General features: G+C 68.0%; 11 protein-coding genes. 3 read left to right on the top strand and 8 right to left on the bottom strand.

Going from position 1 to position 14,375, the window contains the following annotated elements; translation table 11 throughout:
• Positions 1-27: 27 nt before the first annotated feature.
• Genes ABQE93_RS10185 through ABQE93_RS10150 form a run of 8 tightly spaced genes read right to left on the bottom strand, consistent with a single transcriptional unit; the run spans position 28 to position 8,664 of the window.
• Positions 28-1,344 carry an MlaD family protein gene (locus ABQE93_RS10185; RefSeq protein ID WP_448406694.1) on the bottom strand — a complete coding sequence of 439 codons (1,317 nt, stop codon included), beginning with the start codon at positions 1,342-1,344 and terminating at the stop codon, positions 28-30.
• Complete coding sequence (locus ABQE93_RS10180; protein WP_448406695.1) at positions 1,341-2,435, bottom strand: MlaD family protein; 1,095 nt, start codon at positions 2,433-2,435, stop codon at positions 1,341-1,343. Before ABQE93_RS10180 ends, ABQE93_RS10185 begins: the two co-directional genes overlap by 4 nt.
• Positions 2,432-3,535 (bottom strand): MCE family protein, encoded by a 1,104-nt coding sequence (locus ABQE93_RS10175; protein ID WP_448406696.1) that lies wholly within the window; start codon positions 3,533-3,535, stop codon positions 2,432-2,434. Before ABQE93_RS10175 ends, ABQE93_RS10180 begins: the two co-directional genes overlap by 4 nt.
• The gene (locus ABQE93_RS10170) at positions 3,532-4,554 is read right to left on the bottom strand and encodes an MCE family protein (protein WP_448406697.1); all 1,023 of its coding nucleotides are present in this window, start codon (positions 4,552-4,554) and stop codon (positions 3,532-3,534) included. The genes ABQE93_RS10175 and ABQE93_RS10170 overlap by 4 nt, the downstream gene beginning before the upstream one ends.
• On the bottom strand, positions 4,551-5,603 hold the full coding sequence (locus tag ABQE93_RS10165) for an MCE family protein (RefSeq protein ID WP_448406698.1): 1,053 nt from the start codon (positions 5,601-5,603) through the stop codon (positions 4,551-4,553). Before ABQE93_RS10165 ends, ABQE93_RS10170 begins: the two co-directional genes overlap by 4 nt.
• A complete protein-coding gene (locus ABQE93_RS10160) occupies positions 5,600-6,949 on the bottom strand; it encodes an MlaD family protein (RefSeq protein ID WP_448406699.1) in 1,350 nt (449 codons plus the stop codon). Before ABQE93_RS10160 ends, ABQE93_RS10165 begins: the two co-directional genes overlap by 4 nt.
• A 2-nt stretch (positions 6,950-6,951) precedes the next feature.
• Positions 6,952-7,809 (bottom strand): ABC transporter permease, encoded by an 858-nt coding sequence (locus ABQE93_RS10155; protein ID WP_448406700.1) that lies wholly within the window; start codon positions 7,807-7,809, stop codon positions 6,952-6,954.
• Between the two features lie 9 nt (positions 7,810-7,818).
• The gene (locus ABQE93_RS10150) at positions 7,819-8,664 is read right to left on the bottom strand and encodes an MlaE family ABC transporter permease (protein WP_448407245.1); all 846 of its coding nucleotides are present in this window, start codon (positions 8,662-8,664) and stop codon (positions 7,819-7,821) included.
• A 529-nt stretch (positions 8,665-9,193) separates the two neighbouring features.
• Between ABQE93_RS10150 and ABQE93_RS10145 the strand changes: the two genes are divergently transcribed.
• From ABQE93_RS10145 to ABQE93_RS10135, 3 genes are all read left to right on the top strand, one after another.
• Positions 9,194-10,273 (top strand): ABC transporter ATP-binding protein, encoded by a 1,080-nt coding sequence (locus ABQE93_RS10145; RefSeq protein WP_448406701.1) that lies wholly within the window; start codon positions 9,194-9,196, stop codon positions 10,271-10,273.
• A gap of 18 nt (positions 10,274-10,291) precedes the next feature.
• The gene (locus ABQE93_RS10140) at positions 10,292-12,472 is read left to right on the top strand and encodes a molybdopterin-dependent oxidoreductase (protein ID WP_448406702.1); all 2,181 of its coding nucleotides are present in this window, start codon (positions 10,292-10,294) and stop codon (positions 12,470-12,472) included.
• Positions 12,473-12,575: 103 nt separating this feature from the next.
• On the top strand, positions 12,576-14,363 hold the full coding sequence (locus tag ABQE93_RS10135) for an alpha/beta hydrolase (protein ID WP_448406703.1): 1,788 nt from the start codon (positions 12,576-12,578) through the stop codon (positions 14,361-14,363).
• The last annotated feature ends 12 nt before the right edge of the window (positions 14,364-14,375 follow it).

Raw genomic sequence — 14,375 nt, 5'->3', positions numbered from 1 at the left:
ACCGCGATCCCGGGCGGTTCTGCGTCTCTAGGGAACCTGAATCGGCCAGCCCGGCGGCTGCGGCGGGGCGCCCGGCGGTAGCGGGGCATCGCCGGGCACCGCCAGCGGTAACGGCGGCCCGCCGTACGGCGTGGGGATCGTCCACCGTCCGCGCGGGGTGGGGTCGGTGGTGGCGGTCAGATCCGCGCCCGGCGGAGGCCCGGCCGTATCGTCGCCGGCGGGCCGCGGCGCGTTGCGCGCCCCGCGGATGAGCACCGACGGGTCCGGGTCGTTGCAGTAGGTGTATCGGCGCGGCTCCGGGTAATCCGCGGACGACGGCGGCTGGCGCGGCGCCTGGTAATCGCATGCATAGCGCGGGTACATATCGCCGATGCCCCACGCGGCGCCGTCGTGGAACACCGTCAACATGTTCTCCAGCACCGAACCTCGCACGGCGGGGTCGGGGAACAACGCGTTGAGCGCGGGCACCCGCACATACGACAGTTCGGCGACCGTGGCGAGGTTGCCCAACAACCGCACCATGGTTTCGGAGTTGTCGGCGAAGAGGTGGTCGATGCCCCGCAGATTGTCCGGCGCGCGCGCGACCAGCGTGCGGAATCCGCCGTCCATCCGGGCCATCCCGGCGAACAGCGAGCCCAAGCTCTGCCCGGTGGCGGCCAGCCCCGGGTCGACGTCGGCCACCGTCGTGAACACCACCTGGCTGGTGGACAGCAGGCTCACCGTCTCCGGCAACACACCGTCCAACGCGGAGATGAGAAACGTTGCGCCGTCGAGGATGTCGGCCAGCTTCTCCGGACCCTCGACGCTGACGCCGAGTTCGCGGCGGATGGTCGCCAGCTTGTCCGGATCCAGTTGTGTCAGAGCGCCGTTCGCGTTGGCCAACGCCTGCGCCAACGTCACCGGCACCGACGTGCGGTCCCGGTCGATTACGCTGCCGTCGGCCAGATACGGCCCGGAATCGGCGAGCGGGCGGAAATCCAGATACTGCTCACCGGCCGCCGACAAGCCCGACACCCGCACCGCGCTGTCGACCGGGATCTTCGCCCGCGCGTCGATCGAGGCGACCGCGGTCACCCCGCCGTCGGCCAGCACCACCGATTCGACGCGTCCCACCGGCACACCGCGCACCGTGACGTCCTGATTCGGCAGCAACCCACCCGATTCGGCCAGCGGAACCCGCACCTCGATCGTGGTGCGGGCCGGGTTGATCCGCAGCGCGCCGAAGGTCAGATACGCCACGCTGACCACGAAGATGACGACCAGCGACAGCCCTGAGAGCGCAAACCGGTTGCGGCGCACCGTCTCCAGCGCTCCCAACCACGCCGCGGCGGCCCGGTCGATCACGGCCCCTGCCCAACGACGCGTTCCTGCAACCGGAACAGGGTGTACTTCAGGCTGCCGACCATGAAGTGCCAGTCGGCCCGCTTGGGACCGTGGAACTGCGGGTCGCCCAGATAGCCGATATCCGGCATGCTGCCCAGCGCCAACTTGGCCAGGTTGCCCTTCCCGGCGATCGCGGTGCCCGACGTCGCCTTGACGAACGGCGGCAGCATCCGGCTCATCGCGAGCATGCTGGTGTCCGGGCTGACCACCACGTCGTTGAAAGCGTTTGAGAGCGCGTTGATGTCGGCGACCATGCTGCGGGTGTCGGTGCCCTGAAGCGACGGGAACCGCGACAGCTGGCGCGACATGGCGCCGGTGGTGTCGAGCAGATCGATCAGTTCGCGGGTGTCCACAGCGCCGATCGCCGGTGACGACGCGGCAAGCAGTTCGTTGATGCTGTCCTGGCGGCTGTTGACGGTGTCGATCAGCGTCGCGGTGTTGTCGAGCGAGGCCCGGATCTGCTGCGAGCGCGCGCTGAGTGTCTCGGTGAGCTGGTTGGATTGACGCACCAGATCGCGGAAGGCGTCACCGTTGTCGCCCGCGGCGCTTCCGACGCCGTTGACCAGTTTGGTCAGGTTGCGCACGACGCCGCCGTTGACCAGGACGGCCGCCGAACTCAGCACCGCCTCGACCGTCGCCGCGGACCCGGTCGAGCCCAACCCGAGGTTGTCGCCGTCGGCGAGCAGTGCCTGCCCCGGCCTTTCCGGCGGTTTCACCGCGACGTAGACGTCGCCGAGCGGGGTGGCGGTGCGCAGTTCGGCCATCGACCCGATCGGCAACTGGACGCCTTTGCGGATCTCCATCGTGACCACCGCGGTGTAGTCGACGGACTTCATCGACACGACTTGGCCGATGTCGGCGCCGCCGAGGCGCACCTTGGCCTTCAGCGGCAGGTTCAGCGCGTTGGCGAACGTCGCGGTCAACGTGTAGGACTCCGCACCCACCGAGGGTGCCGGCAGCGGGATGCGGTCGAGACTCGGTGCGGCGCACCCGCTGAGAGCCAGCACGGCGCTGAGGCCGAGGATGACGTACCTGCGCAGTCGGAGGGTCATCGCTGCCCCATCCGTGCCATGCCGTCGAGCATGTAGGTCAGCCCGAAGTCCGGTCCGTAGTCCTGCAATGTGCCGGTGCTGCAGCCGAGTTGGCGCAGACCCATCATGTTGCAGACCTCTTTGGTCATCTGGCTGTCGAACATCATCTTGTCGACGAGGGCGTGGGCGCGGATCGCCCCGTTGTTCGCGTCGATGGCGTTGTAGACGTTGTCCATCAACAACGGCAGCAGGTCGAACGTCTCGGCGAGTTCGCGGTTGTGGTCGTTGGTCGCGGTCAGCAACACGTCGCTGTTGGTGACGGCCTGCTTGATCGTGTCCCGGTTCTTCTCCAGCAGATCGGCGGCGGCCGCGAGCACCTCGTTGGCCCGACCGCCGGTGGTGCCCGAACCGAAGTTCTCGGCGGCCAGCACCGCGCTGGTGGCGCGCACCAACGAGCCGAACTCGCGGATCGTCGCGTCGTTGTCCGAGGCCGCTTTGGCCAACGCGCTCAGGCTGGTGACGATCGTGGTGAGGTCGTCTTCGGTCTGCGCGCCGTCGGAGGTCATCCGCAACGCCTGCGACAACTGATCGAGCGCGCCCTTGATGTCGTTGCCGTTGCCCGCAACGGTTTTGGCGCCCATGTTGACCAAATCGGCCAGCGGCCCGCCGCCGCGGCCGTCGCCGTGCATGGCGGCCATGAGCCGGTCGATGGTGGCCAGCACCCGGTCGAAGCCGACCGGTGTGCGGGTCCGGTTGAGCGGGATCACGTCGTGGTCCTCGAGCACGGGGCCGCCGGTGTAGGCCGGGGACAGCGCGACGCGGCGGTCGGTGAGGATCGAACTCGAGATGGTCGCGGCCATCACGTCGGCCGGTATCTGGACGTCCTCGTCGATGCTCAGCACCACCTCGACGTAGGAACCCTTGGCCGTGACGCTTTGCACGGTGCCGACCTGCATGCCGAGCACTTCGACGGCGTTGTCCGGGTACAGCCCGGAGGCTTCGTCGAAGTGGGCGGTCACGGTGATGGGCCGCGACGTGATACCCGATTTGGCGGCGGTGAGATAGCCGATGGCGGCCACCGCGAGGATCCCGACGACGCCGGCGACGATGAACTTTTTCATCCGCAGTCCTGGAAGTACTCGACGAGATCGAATTGGGTGGCGCGGCCGCTGATCGCGCACATCCAGTCGTCGATCAGGATGCCGGCGGCCGGAAAGACGTCCACGCCCGGTGCGGTGCCGGTGGCGTTGGTGAGGTTGCGGACCGGGATCGGCAGGGCCTGCAGGGTGTTGCGGAACAGGTCGTCGTGTTCGGCGGCCATCGCGCTGAGCTCCAGCAGGTCGTCGACCAGCTTCTCGGCGGCGGGCCGGTCGCTGATCACGGCTTTGCTCAGCAGGTCGACGAGCTGGGTCAGCGACGCCATCAGCTGCCGGAACGACTGTTGTCGGGACACGAACTCCGCCAACAGGTCCCGGCCCTGAAACACCAGCTGGCCCAGGTTGGCCTGCTGGCGGTGCAGCGTGGCGGTCAGCGTCGCGCTCGCGTTGAGCAGGGTGCCGATCTGGTCGCGGCGCGCCGCGATGATCCCCGACAGGTTCTGCAGGTTCGTCATGGCCTGCGGCAACGCTTCGGGCAGCCCGTGGAGCTGGCCGGATAGCACCGTCAGCGCGGACGCGAGCCGGTCGGTGTCGACCTGTTCGAACGTCGACGTCGAGTCCGTCAGCAGCGCCTGCAGGTCGTAGGGGACCTCGGTGTACTCCCGCCGGATCAGCTTGTCGGCCAGCGGCTGTTCACCGCGTGGGCGCAGCTCGACGTAGCGCGAGCCCAGCAGCGTGGTCAGCTTGATGGCCGCCCTGGTGTGCGCGCCCAACCGGACGTCGTCGCGCACCCGCAACGCGACGACGACGCGGTCACCGGCCAACGCGACCGACCTGACCTCGCCCACGCTGATGCCGGCGACGCTGACATTGTCACCGACGCGCAGCTGCGCGGCTTGGGCGAATTCGGCTTTGTAGCTGGTGTATCCGAATCCTGCGGTGCGCGCGATCAGCAGGGCGGCGACCACGACGGCGGTCATCACGAGCGCCACCAGCCCGATCCAGAACGGGTGGTAGGACTCCAGCCTTGGCGTGCGTTTCATGAGGTGGGTCTGCATTTCGGTGAGTTCTTCACGTCGTTGCCGGGGGAGGCCAGCTCGACGATCTTGGGCACCAGCTCGGTGAGGCCGGGAAAGAAGCCCATCAGGTTCACGCTGCAGCCGTAGGCGTTTGCGTACGCGCCGTCCCCCGACATCCGGGCCAGCCCCTTGAGCAGCAGCGGCGTGTTCGAGCCGAGGAACGCCAACTGGTCGGGCATTCCGGCGAGGTGCTGGGCGAAACCCGGTTCGCGGTGCAGCAGTTCGGACATCTGCGGGTAGACGGCGTCCCCGATCGCGGCGATGCGCGCGGCGGTGCGGTTCAGCGATCCGGCTGACGCGACGAGCTGCGTGCGCCGGTGGTTGAGTTCGGACACCATCGCGTGCGCCGAGGTGATCACCGCGTCGAGGTTGGCGTCCTGGGCCGCGAGGTCGCCGACGATGGTGTCGAGGTTGTCGATCACGTCGCCGAGGATTTCGTCGGGGCCCGCGAAAGTGGCCGTCAGTTCGGCGGTTTGGGCGACGAACCGGGCGACGTCGACCGAATCGCCCTGGAAGGCGTCGATCATGGCGGTGGTCAACCGGTCCACCTGCGCCGGATCGAGCAGCGTGAACAGCGGTTCGAAACCGTTGAGCAGCGCGCCGACGTCGAAGGACGGTTCGGTGCGCTCCAACGGGATTCGGCTGCCGGGCGGTAGCCGCTGTGCGGGTGCGCTGCTGCGGTCGCGCGACAGCCCGAGATAACGCTGGCCGACGATGTTCTGGTACATCACCGAGGCGATGGTGTCGGGGTAGATCGACTGTTCGCTGTCGATCTGGAACGTGACCTGCGCGACGTCACCGGCCAGGGTGACCGCGTCGACACGCCCGACGCGCACACCGGCGACACGGACGTCGTCGCCGCCGCGCAGACCGGTGACGTCGGTGAACAACGCCGAATAACGGTCCGTCGGACCGTCGGGGTCGCGACGCAGGGTGCCGTACACGAGAACGGTCAACGCCAGCGCCACCACCATGAAAGCGGAAAAGCCGACCAGCGCGCCCCGGAACTTCATCGGCCACCGTCGCCGTCGGGAGCAGGGCTGACCGTCACGGCCGTGCCGCGCGCCACCGGCCCGAGCAGGACTTGCTGGGCGCTGTTCGCGTCCTCGCCCAGGATCGTCGAAAGTTGTTCGCGTTCACCGGCGCTGCCGACGGGCCCGACGTTGCCGCCGTACGACGCAGGCAGCGGCGTGCCGGGCGGCGGGGCCAGGCCGGGCGGAGGCTCGTAGCTCTCGGGAAGCAGCACCTGGGGAATGTCGAACTTCTGGGGTGTCTCCGGTGCGGTATGGCAACTCGGTCCCTGGAGGGGCCCGTAGCGCGGGCAGTCGGCGCGGACGTAGGTGCGCAGCGGCGTGAACGACACGATGAAGTTGCCGTGAAACACCTGCTGTTCGGGATCCCAGGCGTCGGTCATGGCCTTCTCGGACAGGCGGGTGAGCCGGGTGGCGATGGGCAGGAACTTGTCATGGTTCATGGCCAGCACGCCGAGGACCGGTTCCAGATGTGTGGTGATGCCGATGAGTTGGTCGGCGTGGTTGTCGAACGCGGTGGCCGCGGTGCCCGACGTGTCCAGGCCCGCGGCGAGCAGGCTGCGCAACTGCGCCTGCTTTTCGGCGAGCGTGCGCATCGGCACCACGGCGTTGTCCATGGAGTCGACGAGCCCGGGAACCGTCGCCGACAACGTGTCGGCCATCTCGCTCAGCGCGGAAACCGTCGACGGCTCATCGGAACTGCGCGCGATCAACCGGTTCAGCTCGGTGAGGATGCGCTGCACGCGGGCGCCCGAACTCAACAGCGCGTCGCCGCGGTGATCGGTGGCTTCGGCGAGCAGGTTGATCATCCCGACCGGCGGATCGGTGTCGTCGCGCTGGGTGGCCGCCAGGATCTGGCGCATCCGGTCGATCGTGGTCTGGAACAGCACCGTGGGCAGTCGGGTGTCCTCGGCGATGACGGCGCCGTTGTGCAGCGGCGGTGCGTCGCCGTTGTCGACCAGCTGCACCGAGGACACGGCGAACACGTTGCTCGGCACCACCCGGGCGGTGACAGTGCTCGGAATGCCCTGGGCGGCATCGGGTGTGAGGTTGATCGTGACGATGTTGGGTCGGCCGTCGAGCGCGGGCTGCACGCTGCCGACCGCCCCGACGAGCACGCCGCGGAACTTGACGTCGGCGCGCTCCGGTAAGCCGTCGCCGACGTTGACCAGTTCGGCGGTCACCCGGACGTGGCGATCCAGATGGCCCTGCGACTTGGCCAACAGCACGCCGGTGACCAACGTCGCGACCACCAGCACGACGACGCCGCCGATCAGCAGTTGGCGGTCAGACCAGCCGCGGCCGTTGGGTTCGATCGAGTTCGCCATGTTCAGCCGCCGAACCTCGCGCCGGAGGCGGCGCCCCAAATCGCCATCGTGAGAAGCATGTTGACGACGACCACGGTGGTGACGGCCGCGCGCATGGCGTGCCCGGCGGCGACGCCGACGCCCTCCGGTCCGCCGGCGGCGAAATAGCCGAAGTAGCACTGGATCGTCGACGCCAGCCAGACGAACATCACCGCTTTGAACACCGAGTAGATGATGTCGGCGCCGCTGAGCATCAGCGAAAAGTAGTGCAGGTACGCCCCTGTCGAGCCGCCGCCTGAGAGGCTCACCACCACCTGCGCGGTCAGGTATCCCAGGCACAGGCACATCACGTAAAGCGGCACCACCGCCACCGCCGAGGCCAGCATCCGAGTGGACACCAGGAACGGGATGGGCCGAATGGCAAGCGCCTCAAGGGCGTCGATCTCTTCGTTGATGCGCATCGCGCCGAGCTGAGCGGTGAACCGGCAGCCCGACTGCATGGCGAACGCCAGCGCGGCCATCATCGGGATGAGCTCGCGCGTGGAGACCAGGGAGGACACGAAGCCGGTCGCCGGGCCCAGCCCCATCATGCCGAGCATGTTGTAGGCCTCGATGCCGATCATCGCCCCCGCGGCGATGCCGAGCACCGCCGCGACCCCCGCCGTCCCGCCGCCCGCGACGATCGAACCGTTGCCCCAGGTGACATCGGAGAGCAGCCGCAGGAACTCGGCGCGGTAGTGGCGCAACACGATTGGGATCGACGCGATCGACTCGATGAAGAACGACAGCATGTGTCCGAGCCGTCGCACCGTCCGCGTGGCTGCACGGAGGGACGCCACGAGCGGTCGGGTACCGGGAACGAGATACGTCGAGGGCGTCACGGCGTCGGATCACAGCCCATGTTGCGGCACCATCAACACGTACACCTGGGTGATTGCCACGTTGAGCAGCATCAGCACCAGAATCGACTCCACCACCGCGGCGTTGACGGAATTGGCCACACCCGCAGGCCCGCCCTTGGTGCGCAGGCCCTTGTCGCACGCGACCACAGCGACGATCAACCCGAACAGCACCGCCTTGAACAAGGCGAGCATCAGGTCACCGACCGTCGCGAACGCGGAGAACGTGCTGACGAAACTTCCGGGTGCCCCGTGCTGGAAGTAGACGTTGAACAGATAGCTGGCGAAGAAGCCCACAAAGCACGTCGTGCCGGTGAGCCCGACGGCCACCAGCATCGCCGCGGCCGCGCGCGGGACGACGAGGCGCCGGATGGGCGACACCCCCATGACTTCCATCGCGGCGACTTCCTCGCGCATGGTGCGCGAGCCGAGGTCGGCGGTGATCGCCGAGCCGACGGCGGAGGCCATCATGACCGCGGCTACCAGCGAGGCGCCCTGCCGGACGATCGCGAGCCCGCTGGCCGCGCCGGCCAACGACGTCGCACCCACCTGTCCGGCCAGCAGCGCGAACTGCACGGACAGCGTCACGCCGATCGGTATCGCGACCAACAGCGTGGGAATGACGGCGGTGCCCGACATGAACGCGCCCTGCCGGACGAACTCGCGCCACGCGAAGCGGCCGGTGACGATGTCGAGAAAGAGGTACTGCAGGCAGCGCAGTCCGAGGACGACCTGGTTGCCGGTGGTCTCGATGGCGGCCACGGGGTGGGCGCGCACGTAGCCGCGCACGGAGTCGGCGACGACGGCACGCTCGGGCACCCGGGGCGGGTCACACACGGACTGCGACAACGATGCGTCTCCCTCTGGTCGGCTCGGATTCACCGCGGGGCAGCGATCGGACCCCCGAATACGTGCGCCGACCAGCACGTCAATATGTGATGCGCTTCATGGAATGCGGTCGACTGTGATCCACCGCACCGCGGATATTAGCCGAGCTTGGCGGTTCGTACTGAGCATTCAACCGAGCGGCTAGCAAGATCGGCTGGGCCGTCGGAATCGGCGCCAAACTTCGGCTAGAGGGCTTCTCGCCCGCGGGGTGCTCACCGCGCCGGGCTGGGAATCCGTACCCAGCATGGCAATGCCACCGTCGTATTAACGCTGCAGTAAATCGACATGGTTGAGCTAACGCAGCAAACGAACTACGATGGTGTTTCCGGTGCGGGTGAACGCCCCGAGAACGCCGTTCTCGGTAATCGGTGATATTGGTCGGGACACAACCGCAGTGCCGGATACCGACGTGCGCTACAGTGACTCAAGCCACAGGTGGGAGCCGTGTGGCGGACAAAATTGGGCGGAAGGATCTCGCGTGGGCATTGGTATTCAGGTTGAGGGGCTGACCAAGTCCTTCGGCCCCCAGCGAATTTGGGAAGACGTGACGCTGGAAGTCCCGCCGGGTGAGGTGAGCGTGCTCCTGGGCCCCTCGGGTACCGGTAAGTCGGTTTTCCTGAAGTCACTGATCGGACTGCTGCGCCCCGAACGCGGCAAGATCATCGTCGACGGCACCGACGTCATTCAGTGCACCGCCAAAGAGCTCTACGAGATCCGCACGCTGTTCGGCGTGATGTTCCAGGACGGCGCGCTGTTCGGCTCGATGAGCATCTACGACAACACCGCTTTCCCCTTGCGTGAGCACACCAAGAAGAAGGAAAGCGAGATCCGCAACATCGTCATGGAGAAGCTCGAGCTGGTCGGTCTGGCCGGCGACGAGAACAAGTTCCCCGGCGAGATCTCCGGCGGTATGCGCAAGCGCGCCGGGTTGGCCCGCTCGCTGGTGCTCGATCCGCAGATCATCCTCTGCGACGAGCCGGACTCCGGTCTGGACCCCGTCCGTACCGCTTACCTGTCGCAGTTGCTGATCGACATCAACGCCCAGATCGACGCGACGATCCTGATCGTCACGCACAACATCAACATCGCCCGCACCGTGCCCGACAACATGGGCATGCTGTTCCGCAAGAAGCTGGTGATGTTCGGGCCGCGCGAAGTGTTGCTGACCAGCGATGAGCCCGTCGTCAAGCAGTTCCTCAACGGCCGCCGGATCGGTCCGATCGGTATGTCGGAGGAGAAGGACGAGTCGACGATGGCCGAAGAGCAGGCCATGTTCGACGCCGGCCACCACGACGGCGGTGTCGAGGAGATCGAAGGCGTGCCGCCGCAGATCCAGGCGACGCCGGGTATGCCGGAGCGTCGCGCCGTGGGCCGCCGCCAGGCTCGGGTGCGCGAGATCCTGCACACCCTGCCGCCCAAGGCGCAGGCCGCGATCCGCGACGACCTCGAGGGCACGCACCAGTACGCGGGCAGCGAGTTCGGCGACACCGAGACCGCTCGCCATCATGCGGTCGAGGACGACGCCCCGACCGGCGCCATCCCCACCGCCGAAAGGTAGCCCCACACCGGGGTCGGTATGGCCCGCGAGTACCACCCGACGTTCTGCCGGATCTGCGAGCCGCTGTGCGGCATGATCGCGACCGTCGAGGACGGCCGGCTGGTCGAACTGCGCCCCGACAAGGACCATCCGGTCTCGAAGGGGTTCGCCTGCCAGAAGGGCATCGCGTTCGCCGAAGTGGTCAACGACCCCGACCGCGTCACCACCCCGCTGCGCAAGCGCGCCGACGGTCGCTTTGAGCCGGTGTCCTGGGATGTCGCGATGACCGACATCACGCGACGGCTGGCGGCTCTTTATCGTGCGCACGGAGCGGGCGCCATCGGCTGGTATTTCGGCAACCCCGGGGCGTTCAGCTACTCGCACACGTTGAGCCTCACCTCGTTGATGTTCGGCCTGGGTCCGCGCATGCATCTGTTCACCGCGGGCTCCCAAGACGTCAACAACCGGTTCGTGGCCAGCCAACTGCTTTACGGCACCCCGCTGGCGCTGCCTGTTCCCGATGTGCTGCGCGCCGAGTTGCTCGTCGTGATCGGCGCCAATCCCATTGTGTCCCATGGCAGCGTGCTCACCCTGCCGCGGATCAAGGACCGCATGCAGGACATCGTCAAGCGGGGTGGGCGGGTGCTGGTGATCGACCCGCGCAAGACCGAAACCGCGGCGGCGTTCGAATGGCTGGGCATCATGCCCGACGGGGACGCCTACCTGCTGCTGTCACTGCTGCAGGTGATGTTCGCCGAAAACCTCGTGCGCCGCGGTCAGTTGGCACGGCACGCCGAGGGCGTCGTCTGGCTCGAGCAACTCGCCAGGCCGTTCACCCCGGAGGTCACCGCGCCGCACACCGGGATCGACCCGGATACGGTGCACACCCTGGCCCACGACCTGGTGCGCACCGAACGGGCCGCGGTGTACGGGCGCGTCGGCACCAGCACCGGCGAAAACGGCACGCTGACAACGTATCTGCTCGACGCGGTGAACCTGGTCGCCGGCAACCTCGACCGGGCCGGGGGCGCCATGTTCGGCCGGTACGGGTTGCCTGCGGAGCGGTGGCTGAACAAGGCGGGCGCGGGGCTGCTGCGTTCGGTCTACCACCGCAGGCGTTCCCGCATCGGTGGTTTTCCCGCGGTGCTCGGGTCCGAACCCGCCGGGGTGATGGCCAAGGAGATCACCACGCCCGGCCGGGGGCAGGTCAAGGCGTTGTTCGTCAGCGCGGGCAACCCGGTGCTGTCGGTGCCCAACGGTGACGAACTCGAATCCGCCTTGGCTGGACTGGATTTGATGGTCGGCATCGACCTCTACGTCAACGAGACGCTGGCGCACTGCGACTACGTGTTGCCCGCGGCCAGCATGTACGAACGCGACGACTTCCCGCTTCCGTTTCAGCCGCTGCAGCCCACGCCGTTCCGGCAGGCCACCGAGGCGGTGATTCCGCCGGTGGGACAGGCGCGCGCGGAGTGGGAGATCATCGACGAGCTGACGCGGCGGTTGTGGCGTCGCACACCTTCGTTGGCGATGCTGGCGGTAGCGCGAAAGGCGTTGGGTGTCTTCGGTGTTCAACTTTCGCCGCGGTTGCTGGTCGATGCGCTGATCCGGTTGGGGGAGGGCGGCGACCGGTTCGGTCTGCGGCGCGGCGGGTTGAGCTTCGCGACGTTGACGCGCTCATACCCGCACGGGAAGGTGTTGACGACCAACCTGCGTGCCGGGGTGCTGCGCGACGTCGTGGTGTATCGGGATCGACGAGTCCAGTTGCGCCACCGCGAGATCAGTGACGAGGTCTCGAAGTTGACGCGGCGCAGCGCGCCCGCCGGTTATCCGATGCGGTTGATCGGGATGCGGGAGGCCCGGTCGGAGAACTCGTGGATGCACAACTCGCCGTTGTTGATGCGCGGCGAACGCACCCAGCACGCGCGCATGCACGTCGACGACGCCGCCGCGGCCGACATCGCCGACGGGGATGTCGTGCGGATCGCGTCGGTCAACGGCGAGATCGAGCTGCCGGTGATCGTCACCAAGGACATCGTCGCCGGTGTGGTCGCCGTCCCGCACGGATGGGGGCACACGGGTTCGGCGGGGTGGCGGCTGGCCAACGATGCGGGCGGCGCCAACGTCAACAAGCTGATGTCGAGCGACCCCGACGACATCGAAAGCCTCGCCGGGATGGCGCGGTTGACGGGTGTGCCGGTGCGCGTTCGCCGCGCGTAACACCCCGAACCCCCGCCGAGATCGACAAGATGGTGAGTCTTGCTCGCACTTTTCCGCCCGTTTGTCCCTTTCGGCGTCGATGCGCGCAATAGATTTGCTAGTCATGGGCGACTCGATCTTGAAATGGTTCGGCGCAGGCGTGGTTACCAGCGCAATGGTGGCGGCGATGCTCGCCGGCGCGGGCGCAGCGGTCGCCGACCACGACTCCGGTGCGACCTCGAGTTCGACCAACACCTCGGAGTCGACGAATTCGACTGAAGATAGCGAGGATTCGGCGGCCGACACCGAGGACAGCGAGCCCACCGAGCAGGAGCCCGCCGTCGACGACGAAGAGCTGTCCGAGCAGGAGCCCGCTGTCGACGAGGAAGAGCCGGCCGTCGACGAGGAGCAACTCAGCGAAGAGGAGGAGCTTTCCGAGGCCGTCGTCGACGAGGAAGAGCCCGCCGTCGATGAAGCCGAGGAGGTTGCCGACGACCGCTCCGACAGCGACCGCGACGTCGACACCTCCACGACCGCGCAACCCGCGACCCAGCCCGCGACCCAGCAGCCCGAAGAAGAAGCCCCCGTCGACACCGAGCCCGCGGACAGCGCCGTCGTCGTCGCCGAGGACGACGAGGCCGCAGAAATCGACGTCGCACCCGAGGCTGCCGAGCGCACCTCCGTCGTCGTCGAGGACGTCGCCGCGGAGCTCAAGGCCATTCCGAAGGTCGAGGCGATCACGTTCGCGGCTGCGGCGCCTGCCGTCAGCGCGACCGCGTTCCGCAACCCGCTGACCACCGTGCTCGACTTCATCGGCACCGTCGTCTTCGGCATCTACGCCGCGGTGACCCGGGTGTTCGGCGGCCCGGCGGTGCTTCCGCTGGGCAGCAACGTGACCGTGCGCAGCACCACGCTGCGGCTCGACTGCGGCTGCGCGCCGGGGGAGGGCGTCAACGTGCCGGTCGACTGGTACTTCCCCGAAGGCGCCGAGGAGAACCCGCCGGACCGGATGATCTACCTGCAGCACGGCTTCCTGGCCGCCGGCCCGTGGTACAGCTACACCGCGGCGGCGCTGGCCACGCAGACCGGCAGCATCGTCGTCGCGCCGACGATCACGTCGAACTTCCTGGCCGCCGACGCCTGCTGGCTCGGCGCCCCGCCGATGCACCAGGCCATCGCCGGCCTGTTCGACGAGGACAACACCGCGCTCGCGGAGAGCGCCGCGCGCACCGGCTACACCGGGCCGGTTCCCGACCGGGTGGTGCTGATGGGCCACTCGCTGGGCGGCGGCGCAGTCTCGGGAGCGGCCGGCTACATGGTCGACAACGGCAGCTCCGATCGGCTGGCCGGTGTGGTGTTGCTCGACGGTGTCGGCCTGGACGACTCGATGACCGGCGCGTTGCGCAAGGTGCCGCTGGACATCCCGATCTATCAGATCGCCGCGCCGCGCTACTTCTGGAACCAGTTCGGCGTCGGCAGCGCCGCGTTGCTGGAGGCGCGGCCGGGTCAGTTCGTCGGCGTCACGCTGGAAGGCGGCTCGCACGTCGACACGATGCGCGGCGGCAACCCGCTGATCCAGTTCGCCCAGCAGCTGGTGTCGGGGTTCTCTCAGCCGCGCAACGTCGCCGCGGCGCGCCACCTCATGGTGACGTGGGCCAACGACATGTTCGCCGGCAACCAGGCCACCGGCGTCTACGACCTCGGTCCCGGTGAGCGCCTGGAGATGAGGAACCCCGGCGGTCTGGCCGTCCTGGTCGGGTTGCCCAACCCGTTGACGAAGCTGTTCCCGTTCAACCTGCTGCAACCGTTTGTCCAACTCGGTGACGGCATCTTCCGGTTCAGCCCGGCGTGCGTGGACGCGAGCGTCGGTGCGGCCGCCGGGAACGCGTGCGAGGGCTCGATCGCCGCGTAGCGAGCCACCGCG

The sequence above is a fragment of the Mycolicibacterium sp. XJ662 genome, from assembly GCF_053484035.1.
This window is presented reverse-complemented; position numbering and strand designations above follow the sequence as displayed.

What these genes read in the sequence shown, in the direction of transcription:
- ABQE93_RS10170 (WP_448406697.1), bottom strand. Translation starts at nt 4,554, where the DNA reads ATGAAACGCACGCCAAGGCTGGAGTCCTACCACCCGTTCTGGATCGGG.
- ABQE93_RS10175 (WP_448406696.1), bottom strand. Translation starts at nt 3,535, where the DNA reads ATGAAAAAGTTCATCGTCGCCGGCGTCGTCGGGATCCTCGCGGTGGCC.
- ABQE93_RS10160 (WP_448406699.1), bottom strand. Translation starts at nt 6,949, where the DNA reads ATGGCGAACTCGATCGAACCCAACGGCCGCGGCTGGTCTGACCGCCAA.
- ABQE93_RS10180 (WP_448406695.1), bottom strand. Translation starts at nt 2,435, where the DNA reads ATGACCCTCCGACTGCGCAGGTACGTCATCCTCGGCCTCAGCGCCGTG.
- ABQE93_RS10140 (WP_448406702.1), top strand. Translation starts at nt 10,292, where the DNA reads ATGGCCCGCGAGTACCACCCGACGTTCTGCCGGATCTGCGAGCCGCTG.
- ABQE93_RS10165 (WP_448406698.1), bottom strand. Translation starts at nt 5,603, where the DNA reads ATGAAGTTCCGGGGCGCGCTGGTCGGCTTTTCCGCTTTCATGGTGGTG.
- ABQE93_RS10135 (WP_448406703.1), top strand. Translation starts at nt 12,576, where the DNA reads ATGGGCGACTCGATCTTGAAATGGTTCGGCGCAGGCGTGGTTACCAGC.